The following is a 13,328-nucleotide window of genomic DNA, read 5'->3' on the forward strand; positions in this document are numbered from 1 at the left end:
TTACCTTTGCTGCCGTTGCCATATCGGTAACATTTACAAATATAAAGGCTTAAGTGTCAATTTTTATCAAAGATCGTTCCGTTTTATGATGACCAGCGCAGAAATACGACAGCTATTTATGGATTTTTTCCGTAATAAGGGACACGAAATTGTACCATCAGCCCCTATTGTGGTTAAAAATGACCCTACCCTGCTATTTACCAATGCGGGTATGAACCAGTTTAAAGATTACTTCCTCGGAAATAAAAAAGCGCCCTTTCCCCGGGTGGCGGATACCCAAAAATGCCTTCGGGTAAGTGGTAAGCACAACGACCTGGAAGAAGTAGGCGTTGATACCTACCACCATACGATGTTTGAAATGCTCGGCAACTGGAGCTTTGGCGACTATTTCAAAAAAGAAGCCATTGCCTGGAGCTGGGAGCTGCTTACCGAAGTTTACAAAATACCCAAAGACCGGTTATATGTAACTTATTTTCAAGGCGATGCAACTGAAAATCTCGCCAAGGACGAGGAAGCTTTTAACGAATGGAGCAAATTTGTGGCGCCCGACCGCATTTTGCCAGGCAATAAAAAAGATAATTTCTGGGAAATGGGCGATACCGGCCCCTGTGGTCCCTGTTCTGAAATCCATGTTGACTGCCGTACCGACGAAGAAAGGAAACAACAAAGCGGTGCTGAACTGGTGAATAATGACCATCCCCAGGTGATCGAGATCTGGAACAATGTATTTATGCAGTTCAATCGCATCTGGAACAATGAAAAAGGCGGGCTGAAGGCATTTACAGAATGGCAGGAAAAAAACAAGGGCGAAGAAGCAAAAGAACTTCGTGGTAAAAAAATAACAGAATTAACCAAACTGGAGTCCCTTCCCGCCAAACACGTGGATACCGGGATGGGCTTTGAACGCCTGGTCAGGGTGCTGCAAGGCAAACAATCCAATTACGATTCTGATGTTTTCACCGGCACACTCGCCGTTATTGAACAGATCACGAATAAGAAATATGATCCGAAAGCCACTCCTGGAACCATTGCCGACTGGCACCAGGCTGTAGCATTCCGGGTACTGGCCGATCATATTCGCGCCATCAGTTTCACTATTGCCGACGGTCAGCTGCCGTCCAGTACTGGCGCTGGTTATGTGATCCGCCGTATTTTACGCCGGGCGGTTCGTTATTATTATACCTATCTCGATTATAAACAACCCCTGTTGCACCAACTGGTGCCTGTTCTGGCTACTCAGTTCAAAACTGTGTTCCCTGAACTGCAGCAACAGCAGGACTTTGTGGCCAAAGTAATAAAGGAAGAAGAAGAATCTTTCCTGCGCACACTGGAAAAAGGGTTGAAGAAAATTGATGAGATCATCGCTTCCACCAAAAACAAGACCATCAATGGCTCAGCAGCCTTTGAGTTGTACGACACATACGGCTTCCCTATTGACCTTACCAGATTAATAGCCCGTGAAAATAACCTGGAGGTAGATGAGAAAGGTTTTGATGCCGAAATGCAGCAACAAAAAGACCGCGCCCGGGCCGCTACCGCTATTAGTGCTGAAGATTGGGTTGTGTTGAGTGAAAATGGCAGTACCAGCTTTGTTGGCTATGATCATACCCAGGCTGAAACCAAAGTGGTGAAATACCGCAAGGTAACTGCCAAAGGAAAAACATCCTTCCAACTGGTGTTAACCACAACGCCTTTTTACGCCGAAAGCGGCGGACAGGTAGGTGATACCGGCACTTTATTTTTTGAAGGGGAGGAAGTAGCTGTTATAGATACCAAAAAGGAGAATGACCTCACCATTCATTTTGTTGAGAAACTGCCGATCAATATAACCGGGATTGTGGATGCCCGCATCAATACCGAACGCCGGGCCAAAACCGCCGTTCACCACTCAGCCACCCACCTGTTACATGCAGCCCTGCGTAAAGTACTGGGTACACATGTAGCACAAAAAGGCTCGCTGGTGAATGATGAATACCTGCGTTTCGACTTTTCGCATTTCGCCAAAATGACTACCGATGAAATTGCGAAAGTGGAAGCTATTGTAAATGAAAAGATCCGCGCCAACATACCGGTGGTAATAAAAGAAATGCCTAAGGAAGATGCCCTTAAACTGGGCGCCATGGCGTTGTTTGGTGAAAAATATGGTGATGTGGTGCGCGTAGTGGTCATAGACCCCGCCTATTCAGTGGAACTGTGCGGTGGTACACACGTAGGCGCTACGGGCGAACTGGGTCTGTTTAAAATTAAACACGAAACAGCCGTAGCCGCGGGCGTACGCCGTATTGAAGCGCTTTGCGGACTGGCAGCTGAACAATTCATAAATGAACAATTAACCCAGTTGCAACTGGTTAAAGAAGAATTGAAAAGCCCGGCCGATCTGTTAAAAGCCGTTCAAAACCTGGCAGCCGACAACAGCGATCTGAAGAAGAAACTGGAACACCTGGAAAACCGAATACTGGTAGGCGTTCGCAATGAATTATTACATAAAGATGAGATCATCAACGGCGTTACATTCGTGGGCGATATTGTTGAAGTAGGCAATGCCGATGCATTAAAGAAACTGGCTTTTGACCTGAAGAATCACCTGAACGATCATGTGGTGGTGTTATGCGCCAATATCGGCGGCAAGCCCTTTGTGGCCGTAGGCATAGCCGATACCGTAGCAGCCGCCCGTTCACTCGATGCCGGCAAGATCATTAAAGAGCACATCGCTCCCCTGATAAAAGGCGGTGGCGGCGGACAAAAAACACTGGCAACAGCCGGTGGACAGGATGCCAGCAACCTGCAACAGGTGATAGAGAAAGTGAAAAGTTTACTGTAATATAGGTGAATGCAATTCCGTACCCGATTATTCCTTATTGTATTCTTATGTAGCAAGGCAGCCATTGGCACCGCCCAGTCAGTATCTATATCTATTGATTCAATAATAACCGCTTCGTCCCTGAAAGCCCTGGTGCAAACACTGGCGGCAGACAGCTTTCAGGGACGCCTTTCAGGTACCAAAAAAGCAACTGAAGCAGCCCTGTTCATCAGTGAAGAATTAAAGAATGCCGGCGCTTTGCCAATAGGGGCAAATAAAGATTATCTATTTTCCTTTCAATTGCCGGTTGAAACAAAAAATTGGGGATTTACGGCACCCATCTTTAACTTTCAGCCTCCCGCTGATTTAATTTCTTACAACGTGGTAGCTGCGCTTCCCGGAACTACAAAAGCAAAAGAGATCATCATTTTCAGCGCACACCTCGATCACGTAGGCACCAAAAAATACAGCACCTTTTACCAGTCACCAGAAAAAGGCAATCCCGAAGAAACAGATGATATTTTTAATGGCGCCAACGACAATGCCTCAGGGATCAGCGGTCTTATTCATTTAGCCCGTTATTTTGCCCAACAACCCAACCGGGAACGAACCATTTTGTTCATTGCATTTTCAGGCGAAGAAGAAGGCCTGCTCGGATCCAAAGAACTGGTAAAAACGCTCAATACCAAAGCCATCAAAGCCATGATCAATATGGATATGATCGGGCGTCCATTAGCAGCCGACAAAAAAAATCCGTACATAACCGGAGATAAATATACGAGCCTGAAAAAACTGCTCAATAAAAAATTATTTGCGCTTGCCCCTTCCTATGGCAGCCACTATTTCAAAGGCGACCCATTCCTTTTTGACAATTTATTTAAGCGGTCAGATAACTATTCTTTTGCCCGGAAACATATAGCCGCCCACACGCTCATGTGTACTTCTCCCCACGATATGTATTATCATTCCCTCAACGATGAGGTGGAAACACTCGACTATCCATTTATGGCAGAAGTAGTGAAAGCCATTGCATTAGGCGCTGCCGGCCTTGTTAACGGAACTGATACCCCCCGAAAACTTCACTAAACTTAACATTTCCGAAAATTTTCGTATTTCAATTAAATCCCTATATTTGATGTACGAAGATCGACGTAGAACATTACCAACACTTAAAAAAACAACATACTATGAGACGATTCCTGATTTCCTGCACCGCCATTGCAGCCGTGTTCCTGCTGTTATGCCAGCCACTGGCAGCCCAGGATACAAAAGATAAAGACAAGGATAAGGACAAATCCAAAATGAACGATAATGAAGAGATCATCATCAAAAGAAAAGGTGATAAAGACACCAAGATCACCATCGAAATAAAAGATGATGAAGTAATAGTGAATGGAAAGCCGCTGGACGATTTTGATGATGATAATATAGTTATAAAAAAAGGCAGGACCCTCATTTATGGACCAGGCCACTCCCCTTTTACGGGTGCCAATTCGTTCCATTTTGATGGCTCTAACAATTTATTCTTAGACAAAAGCCCTTTTTTGGGTGTAATTACCGAAAAAGCAGAGAAGGGCGGGGCCGAAATTCAGGATGTTACAGAGAACAGTGCAGCAGATAAAGCCGGTTTAAAAGAAAACGACATCATTACAAAAATTGATAATGAAACTGTCAATGGTCCCGACGATCTTACCCGCATCATCCGCAAACACAAACCTGAGGATAAAATAGACGTCACTTATGACAGGAAAGGGAAAATTCAATCAACCAATGTTACGCTGGGCAAAAAGAACCACGGCAGCCTGACTTTTACGTCGCCGAATTTTGACCCACTGCCAAACTTTAATTTCGACTGGCAAGACAATGAAAATTTCAACCACAACTTTGACAGGAGCTTTAGGTACAGTATGGGCAAACCCCGTTTGGGCATAAAAGCACAGGATACCGACAATGGCATTGGCGTAAAAGTATTGGATGTGGATAACGAATCAGCAGCTGAAAAAGCCGGCATTAAAAAAGACGACGTGATCACTGAGTTCGATGGTAAAAAAGTAAACAACACGCAGGACCTGATAAATGCCTCCCGCGGATCGGGGGATAAAACAGCGGTTAAGGTAACCTTTAACCGGAATGGCAAATCACAATCAGTTGAAATAAAGACGCCTAAAAAGCTAAATACGGCCAATTTGTAAGTTTTCAAATAGCAGCCCTATATTACAGCCGTTCCTCCCGTTTAGCTGGGCGGAGCGGCTTTTTTATTAAAAATACCATAACCAGAAATGAGGTATTTTTGTCTGATTTTTCACCATTTTAGGCAATTAGAATAATATGTCGACAATTTACGATGCATATGAGGTAGTTGTAGGTTTGGAAGTGCATGCCCAATTACTCACTGACAGCAAGTTGTTTTGTGGCGATAGCGCTGCTTTTGGCGGCGATCCCAATACACACATTAGCCCTATTACGTTGGCGCACCCCGGCACCTTGCCCAAATTGAATAAAAAGGCCATTTCCTATGCAGTTAAAATAGGCCTGGCTTGTAATTGCTCTATTACCCGGCATAATTATTTTGCCCGCAAAAATTATTTTTATCCCGATTTGCCCAAAGGCTATCAATTAACACAACATACAACCCCTGTTTGCGTGGGCGGACATGTAACCATCCGTACCCAGGAAGGCTCCAGGGATATCAGGCTCAACCGTATTCACATGGAAGAAGATGCGGGTAAAAGCCTGCACGATGTTGATCCTAATAACACCTGTGTCGATTATAACCGTGCCGGGGTACCGCTGGTTGAGATAGTTACCGAACCAGATATTCATAGTGGTGATGAGGCGTATGCCTATCTTACTGAACTGCGAAAGCTGTTGCGCTATCTCGAGATCTGCGATGGCAACATGGAAGAAGGCAGTATGCGGTGCGACGCCAACATATCTGTACGCAAAATTGGCGACCCCAACCTGGGCACCAAGGTAGAGGTAAAGAACCTCAACTCTATCCGGAACGTAAAACGGGCAATTGAATTCGAAGCAAAACGCCTGGTAGATATTATAGAATCCGGCGACAAGATTATTCAACAGACAAGAAGTTTTGATGCCGCCAATGGCACTACCTTCGCGCTGCGCACCAAAGAAGACGCCAATGATTACCGGTACTTTGCCGATCCCGATCTGACTCCGTTCGTGGTAACGGATGCACTGCTGCAGGAAGTCAGCAACTCCATTCCGGCCTTGCCTGAAGAACGCGTGGCACGGTATACCCAACAATTACAATTACCTGAATACGATGCCCGGGTAATAACAGATGAAAAAGAACTGGCGGTATATTTTGAACAGATCATCGAGCACGCGGTCAACTATAAAGCAGCCGCCAACTGGATGCTGGGGCCCATTAAATCATGGTTGAATGAAACCAATGAGCCTATTACCGCCTTTCCTTTACAACCGGCCGTTATTGCCGCCCTAATAGCCCTGATCGATAGCAACCAGGTGAACTTCTCTGTAGCTTCAACCAAAATATTTGCGGCCTTGTTGAAAGAACCAGGTAAACAACCGTTGCAAATAGCAAAAGAATTGAACCTGTTGCAGGATTCTGATGAAGGCAATGTAGCCGCCTGGGTAGAAGAAGTATTGAACAAAATGCCCGATAAAGTGTCAGAATACAAAAAAGGTAAAAAGGGATTGATCGGGTTATTTGTAGGCGAGGTAAAAAAGGTATCAAAAGGCAAAGCTGATCCAAAACTTACCAACGATATCCTTTTAAAGAAACTGCAGTAACTATAAACAAAAATCACATAGATGAAACGAATTTCGTACTGGCTGTTGCCGATCATAATAGTGGTTACACTGGGCGCCTGTGGTGCAAAGGAGAAGGGCACCCTGGAGGTAACCGGCAATATTGCCAACCTGGATAAAGTAGCTAAGCAGTACCCTAATGCAGTTAAAAACGGGAAGGTTACGCTGTTCTTATATGAAGTGCCATTTGGTGGCGACCTGCCACCTGTTCAGTTGGATTCAGTTACTGTTTCTGCCGATAAAAGGACTTATGCCTTAAAAGGCCAGGCCCCTGATGTTGGCATGTACAACCTGGTGGTGGCCGATGGCCCCATGGTACCCCTGGTGAACGATGTTCCCAGCATCACCGTTGACGTTGATATGGCCAATGAGAAATTTTATACGGTGGCCGGTTCTGTAGCCAGCCGGGAGCTGCAGGATTTTATTTTCACCTACGATTCTAAAAGCGTTAGCGCCGAGCAATCCATGAACCAGTTGGATAGCCTTAAACGCATTGGCGCGCCGGACAGTACTTTGCTTAATTGTACCAACCGCAAGAACGCTGCTATTACGGAACTGAACGAGTATATGAAGCGCATGATGGGTGATGTAAGCCAACCAGTAGTGGCCGCGTTTGTATTAGGCCGGTCGGCTAAAACACTGCCACAAACCGAGTTTGAAACAGCCCTTAACGGCTTAACGCAAAAGTATAGCAGCGATTCGAACCTGGCGGAAATGAAGAAAAGATACAATGCTTACAAAGAACAGGTTGAAAAAATAAGAGCAGAACAGGAACAACAAAATGCCTGGATGGGTAAGAAAGCACCCGAATTGACCTTACCTGATGTAAATGGCAAAAAGGTTTCTATCTCAAATTTCAAAGGAAAGTATTTACTGGTTGATTTCTGGGCAAGCTGGTGCCAGCCCTGCCGCGCCGAAAACCCGAATGTGGTTGCCGCTTTCAACAAATACAAAGACAAAAACTTCACCATCCTGGGTGTGTCGCTTGATAAAAAGAAAGATAACTGGTTAGCAGCTATCAAAGAAGATCAGTTGAAATGGACGCATGTAAGCGACCTCGCATTCTGGGACAGCAAAGCAGTAACTACTTTTGGTTTCACTGGCATCCCTTACAATGTATTGATCGATCCGGATGGCAATGTGATTGGTGAGGGATTGCGTGGCGAAGAGCTGGAAAATAAATTACACGAAATATTTCTGAAATAACTTTCATAGGGCTTTAAGTTGTATAAAGCAAAACGTCCCGGCTGGTGTCGGGACGTTTTCTTTTTATGCCTGGCAAATACTCAATACCCTTCGTTTTGTGCCAGTACTTTTTTGCTTTTATCTACTTCCAGTTGTGGAATAGGAAAAATGTTCTTTTGAGCGCCAAAAGGCTGATCGGATAATTTCTTTTGCCCATCACTATCATACTTATTGGTCACAGTCGCTTTTATGCGCATCAGGTCCCAAAAGCGGTGGCCTTCAAAAGCCAGTTCGATGCGGCGTTCCCCTAAGATGGCAGCAATTAATGAGTCGTTATTATAAAAACTATTCACCGTATAAGATAAGGTAGTATCAGCTTTGGCGCGGTCCCTTACCACATTTAGCTTGGCAACAGCATCCCCATCAATTCCCGTAGCTGTACGGGCCTGGGCCTCGGCATAAGTCAATAACACTTCCGGATACCTGATGATCGGCGCCCAGTCGGCCCGGGAATTGATATCAGGATATTTCGTGGTGAAGCTTAGGGTACTGTAGGTCCCCACTCCTGTTACGATCATGCTTCTTCTTTTATCACCCTTGCCAAAGTACCGATTGGTTACCGTATCGAGAAAGGTTGGGGAAACTGCCAGATCAGCCCTACCCAACGCGTTATAATTCTGAGGCAGGGAATAATTAGTACTTGGGTTATCATTACTGTTATTTGGGATTGACCAAATGGTCTCTTTTGTCATATAATGCGTGGGGCCAAAGGCACCATCTACCGTGCTGTTCAACGCAAAGGTCCCATACATTCCGTTGATAACATCCAGCGCATATTTTTTTGCATTGGAATAATCACCTTTATACAAATAAACCCGGGATAAAAAGGAAGCTGCAGCCGCTTTGGTACCACGGGTCTTATTATTGTAAACAGTATCTGTAACATTGGGATAACTTACAGGCAGATCGGCCAACGCTGCTGTAAGGTCATCTATAATGGCCGTATATACGGCGCCTACACTTGCCCTTGGCTTATTGGCATCGGGATCGTTTGAAGTATAGCTCACGGTTATTAATGGTATGCCCGGGTGCGACGCATCGAGGGTGAACCCATAAGGTTGTGCATAAAAATTAACCAGGTAGAAATTGGCCACCGCCCTAACAAACTTACATTCTGCTATCAGTTCTTTGGCCTTAGTTGGGTTCAGCTTATCGCTATTGTCCATAATACCCGACAGGGTCCTGTTGGCTCTTCCTATTGCATCATAACCTGCACTCCATACACTGGCAGCAAAAGCACTGTTTGACAACTGGCCAAAGTGATTTATATCGCCCGTAGTTTGCCCCCGGTCAATAATATCTTCTCCCATCGCATCAACATAAAGCAATGCCCGCCCGGCTAAAAATTGATAATTCTGTAAGCCATCATAACCGGCAATTGTAGCAGCCTCAATTTTTTCGGGTGTTGAAAAAGCAAGATCATTATAAAGTATGTCCTTCGGTTTAATATCGAGTACTTTCTTCTGACAGGAACTGTCTACAAGCACTATAACCAGGAGACTATATACTATATATCGCATAAAATATTTTAAATTTTAGTCTTTAATTCAATTCGGCACTTATAAACCCAGGTTAACACCCATGGTATAGGTGCGGGAAAAATAAGGTCTGAATTTATCGATCCCCAATCCAATGTTGGTTTCCCCTACATAATTTGCTTCGGGGTCAATGCCGGTATAGCCGGTGAATGTGTACAGGTTACTACCCTGTACATAGAACCGTAACCTGTTTACCTTTATACGTTCGCTAATGGCCCTGGGAATGGTGTAACCTATCTGCACATTACGGACCCGCAGAAAATCGCCTTTTTCCAACCAGCGTGTCGATGCATTTTTCGTCCAGAAGTTATCGCTCCAGTATAGGCGGGGCACATCGGTGTTATCGCCGGCTTTTGTCCAGGCATGCTGTATATCAACCAATTTATTCTTTGAATTATCAAATGCCATCAGGTTCGCCCTGGTTTGATTGTAGATATAAAATCCAAGCGCATATTGCAGATCGACGCTTGCATCAAAACCGAGGTATTTGAAAGTTTGACTAATACCTCCATAGAGCTTTGGATAGGGCGATTTATTTGTTAATACCCTGTCTGAAGCAGTTATCCCTGAAGTTTTGCTGCCATCGGCAACCAGGGTCCAGGGCATAGCTGCGTTTGCCTTATCAAATTGTTTTTGATTGCCATTTACATCCCAAAAAGTAGGCAGGCCATTCAGCGGGTTTACCCCGGCCCATCGGATGAGATAAAATACCCCTAATGGCTGTCCAGGCCGGGCAATGGAATAAGTAGCATTCGGATCATTATTATCATACAGATCGTCGCCAAACAGATTGGTGGCAATCACTTTGGTTTTGTTCCAGGCCATATTGAAATTAATATCCCAGGCAAAATTCCTCCCATGCCATACCGGGGTAGCCACGGACAATTCAATACCACGGCTTTGCAATTCACCAACATTTTCGGTAATAGTATTGTCAGGGAAACCAAGCGTTGCCAGCACCGGGTTCCTTAGTATCAGGTCAAGGGTCTTTCGGTTATAATAGTCAAGTGTAAAGCTGGTATTCTTCCACAACAGCGCATCAATACCGGCATCAAATTGTACATGCCGTTCCCAGCCTAAGGCAGAATTCCCCGGGTTAGTTAATGAAAGAACCGGAATGTCGGCATAGGTGTCCGGTTCAATGGTACTAAGTGCAGGGAAATAACCAATATTTGAGTTGCCTGTTACCCCATAGCTGGCTCTCAGTTTCAGATCGTTCACAAAAACATAGGGGCGCATAAAATCTTCTTCGGTTACCCGCCAGGCCACCGAACCAGAAGGAAAGTACCCCCATCTTTTATCTTTGCCAAAGCGGCTATCGGCATCTGTTCTGAAATTAAATGTAGCCAGGTATTTTTTTCTAAAGCCGTAATTGACCCAGCCAAAATAAGAAGCCAGCCCATCGTCAATGCCATCTATTCCATCATAGGCCAGCACATCCTGGTAATTGGCGGTATTTATTATCAACAGGTCAGGATTAAAAATTCCATATCCTGAATTGTAGGAGAATTTAGCAGTACGGCGGGTGTACTCTGTACCAGCCAGTACATTCAATTCATGATCGGCGCCTATTTGCCGGTTATAATTTAATGTATTGAACCAACTCCAGGTATTTTTTTCATTATAGTTGGTTTGTCGTACTCCGCCGGGCCCAGCCCCATCTCCAATATCTTTATTCCAGTAGGCATCAATATAAGCGCTTGAATAATCAACGTTCACCTGGCTTTTCAATTTAAGCCCTTTTATCAGTTGCAGCTCGCCAAAAGCACTTCCAATAAAACGGTGCGCATCACGGTCTTCATAATTCATTTGGGTCACCGCTACAGGGTTTGGTGTAAAGTATCCTGACAGGTTTTTATTTCCACCCAGCCCTGTATAATAGTTTCCATCGGGGCTATAAACAGGAATGTTTGGCAATGCAGTTAATGGCGCACTCGGCACTCCCGAAAAAGCAGTGCCTACTCCAGAGCCTAAGTTATTCATCCTGGTACGTGAATACTGCGTGTTAACGCCAAACTGCAACCAGTCGGTAACCTTTGAGGTCATATTCAGACGGGCTGATCCTCTTTTTTGTAAGGTGGGTTTAAGGTAGCCCTGGTTTTCATTGTAGTTTAAGGAAGCAAAATAAGTGGAGCTTGCAGAGCCTCCGCTTATAGCCACATTATGGTTTTGTACCAGCCCTTTATGGAAGAGTTCATCCTGCCAGTTGGTATTGATTGTATCAGCTTTTCCATCATTATCTATATCGCCATAAAAGGCGCTGGCCGGCAATCCTGCATTGCTTTTTAATTTATTAATGGTAGCCATGTAGTCAGGCGCATTCAATACCTGTAGTTGTCGGGTGGGTTCATTAAACCCAATATAATTATCGTAGTTCAGGCTGGTGGTACCGGCTTTTCCTTTTTTAGTGGTAATAAGCAATACTCCTGCAGATCCGCGTGACCCATAAATAGCTGCGGCTGAAGCATCCTTCAGCACTTCAATATTTTCAATGTCACTCGGGTTTAATTCTGCCAGCGCATTGAACTTACCATATATCTCGTGCTGGTTCCCTTGCGTTACCGGTACACCATCCAGTACGATCAGCGGGTAACCACCCATTGATACCGAAGCGCCGCCCCTTACCCGAATGATCACATCGTCGCCAACCAGCCCCGAAGAGGTATTAACCAGTACACCGGCCGCCTTGCCTGTGAGTGCCTGGTCAAAGCTGGCAACCGGTTTGTTCGACAGCGCTTCGCCACTCACTTTGCTCACAGAACCAGTAAGCGAACGCCTGGCAATGGTATTATAACCTACTACAACCACTTCATCCATCGATACCTCCTGTGGTCTTAATACCAGGTTATAAACTGTAAGGCCGCCGATCTGTATTTCTTCCGGCTGCATATCAATGGAAGAAATAACAAGGGTTTTGGCTCCTACCGGAACATTCAATGAGTATGAACCATCCGTATTCGTAATGGTACCCACCCTGGTCCCTTTAACGATGACTGAAGCATTGGCTAGGGGTTTGCCATTGTCGTCGATTACCTTTCCGGTAAGGGTACGCGTTTGGGCAATGAGGTCCCCGGACAGGAGCAATAAACTGCACCATAGAGACATAAGGAGCTTTCTCATCGGAGTTGCTATTTATATTAGGTTATAACAGTGAATAACCAGGACTAAAGGGGGAATCAAACCACAGCTCACAACGATTACGGTCAATTATACACGATATTGCACAGGCCCGACAGATATACCAGATCATATTATATTTCCGATCACAAGAACTTAAAAAGATACTAACGGTTTATCAGGACGTTCTCAGTATTGCCAGATTGATCTTTCATTCAACTTATTGATCAAAAACAATTGCTTAATTAGGGGAAGGAGGGAAATAAAATAAAAAAGCCCCGACGGTTACCGTCGGGGCAAGTATGTACTAAATACGACATTAAATTTTTGGCAATACATATACCCGCACAGGCATAGTCACCAGTTGGCTACCATCATTCAATTTTACCGAAAAATAAAACTTGTTAGCCAGTTCAGTATTTGCTTTCACTGAGGTTGTTTTTGTGAAGGCAAAATACTCTTTTAGCGTAGTTTTATAGGTAACGCTTGTGCCAGTCGCCGGAATAGGTGTTCCCACATACCAGCCTGATATATCATTGGATTGTATTTTAGTATACGAAGTACCGGAAGCTATTTTGCTTATTTCCGTTATTGTTTTCCCGCTTGAGGCCGGAATTGACAATTCGATCTGGATTATACTGTCATTTAGTGAACAGTAAACGGTAGGATCGGGCCGGAATTCTTTGGCATTGGGAAATGTAACAGACACCTCGGGCCGTGCATCCATAAGCGGATCGGTTTCCTGTTTAGCACAACCATTGAGTGCGAGTGCAACGGCGGCTGATAAACCAAGTACTGCTGTATATATTCTGAATTTCATGTTATTAATTATT

At 44.7% G+C, this 13,328-nt stretch carries 8 protein-coding genes; 5 read left to right on the forward strand and 3 right to left on the reverse strand.

Annotated elements, in window-relative coordinates; genetic code table 11:
- The first annotated feature begins 85 nt into the window (after nucleotides 1–85).
- From alaS to J7I42_RS02830, 5 genes are all read left to right on the forward strand, one after another.
- Nucleotides 86–2,821, forward strand: coding sequence for an alanine--tRNA ligase (gene alaS / locus J7I42_RS02810; RefSeq protein WP_209137251.1), 2,736 nt, complete (start codon nucleotides 86–88; stop codon nucleotides 2,819–2,821).
- 9 nt (nucleotides 2,822–2,830) lie between these two features.
- Complete coding sequence (locus tag J7I42_RS02815) at nucleotides 2,831–3,886, forward strand: M28 family metallopeptidase (protein WP_209137252.1); 1,056 nt, start codon at nucleotides 2,831–2,833, stop codon at nucleotides 3,884–3,886.
- Between the two features lie 101 nt (nucleotides 3,887–3,987).
- Nucleotides 3,988–4,992 carry a PDZ domain-containing protein gene (locus J7I42_RS02820; RefSeq protein ID WP_209137253.1) on the forward strand — a complete coding sequence of 335 codons (1,005 nt, stop codon included), beginning with the start codon at nucleotides 3,988–3,990 and terminating at the stop codon, nucleotides 4,990–4,992.
- Nucleotides 4,993–5,128: 136 nt separating this feature from the next.
- Complete coding sequence (gene gatB, locus J7I42_RS02825; RefSeq protein ID WP_209137254.1) at nucleotides 5,129–6,577, forward strand: Asp-tRNA(Asn)/Glu-tRNA(Gln) amidotransferase subunit GatB; 1,449 nt, start codon at nucleotides 5,129–5,131, stop codon at nucleotides 6,575–6,577.
- Between the two features lie 21 nt (nucleotides 6,578–6,598).
- A complete protein-coding gene (locus J7I42_RS02830; protein ID WP_209137255.1) occupies nucleotides 6,599–7,801 on the forward strand; it encodes a TlpA family protein disulfide reductase in 1,203 nt (400 codons plus the stop codon).
- A gap of 80 nt (nucleotides 7,802–7,881) precedes the next feature.
- Here J7I42_RS02830 and J7I42_RS02835 read toward each other — a convergent pair whose 3' ends face one another.
- The 3 genes from J7I42_RS02835 to J7I42_RS02845 form a co-directional block, all read right to left on the reverse strand.
- Nucleotides 7,882–9,360 carry a RagB/SusD family nutrient uptake outer membrane protein gene (locus J7I42_RS02835; RefSeq protein WP_209137256.1) on the reverse strand — a complete coding sequence of 493 codons (1,479 nt, stop codon included), beginning with the start codon at nucleotides 9,358–9,360 and terminating at the stop codon, nucleotides 7,882–7,884.
- 39 nt (nucleotides 9,361–9,399) lie between these two features.
- Nucleotides 9,400–12,498 (reverse strand): SusC/RagA family TonB-linked outer membrane protein, encoded by a 3,099-nt coding sequence (locus tag J7I42_RS02840; protein WP_209137257.1) that lies wholly within the window; start codon nucleotides 12,496–12,498, stop codon nucleotides 9,400–9,402.
- Between the two features lie 316 nt (nucleotides 12,499–12,814).
- Nucleotides 12,815–13,315, reverse strand: coding sequence for a hypothetical protein (locus J7I42_RS02845; protein ID WP_209137258.1), 501 nt, complete (start codon nucleotides 13,313–13,315; stop codon nucleotides 12,815–12,817).
- Nucleotides 13,316–13,328: the final 13 nt, after the last annotated feature.

Origin of the sequence: Niastella soli, assembly GCF_017742245.1 — a bacterium.
In the GTDB taxonomy this organism is placed as follows: domain Bacteria; phylum Bacteroidota; class Bacteroidia; order Chitinophagales; family Chitinophagaceae; genus Niastella; species Niastella soli.

Bases quoted from the DNA above. Each gene is read 5' to 3' on its own strand.
- alaS (WP_209137251.1), top strand. From the start codon at position 86: ATGATGACCAGCGCAGAAATACGACAGCTATTTATGGATTTTTTCCGT.
- J7I42_RS02815 (WP_209137252.1), top strand. From the start codon at position 2,831: ATGCAATTCCGTACCCGATTATTCCTTATTGTATTCTTATGTAGCAAG.
- J7I42_RS02820 (WP_209137253.1), top strand. From the start codon at position 3,988: ATGAGACGATTCCTGATTTCCTGCACCGCCATTGCAGCCGTGTTCCTG.
- gatB (WP_209137254.1), top strand. From the start codon at position 5,129: ATGTCGACAATTTACGATGCATATGAGGTAGTTGTAGGTTTGGAAGTG.
- J7I42_RS02830 (WP_209137255.1), top strand. From the start codon at position 6,599: ATGAAACGAATTTCGTACTGGCTGTTGCCGATCATAATAGTGGTTACA.
- J7I42_RS02835 (WP_209137256.1), bottom strand. From the start codon at position 9,360: ATGCGATATATAGTATATAGTCTCCTGGTTATAGTGCTTGTAGACAGT.
- J7I42_RS02840 (WP_209137257.1), bottom strand. From the start codon at position 12,498: ATGAGAAAGCTCCTTATGTCTCTATGGTGCAGTTTATTGCTCCTGTCC.
- J7I42_RS02845 (WP_209137258.1), bottom strand. From the start codon at position 13,315: ATGAAATTCAGAATATATACAGCAGTACTTGGTTTATCAGCCGCCGTT.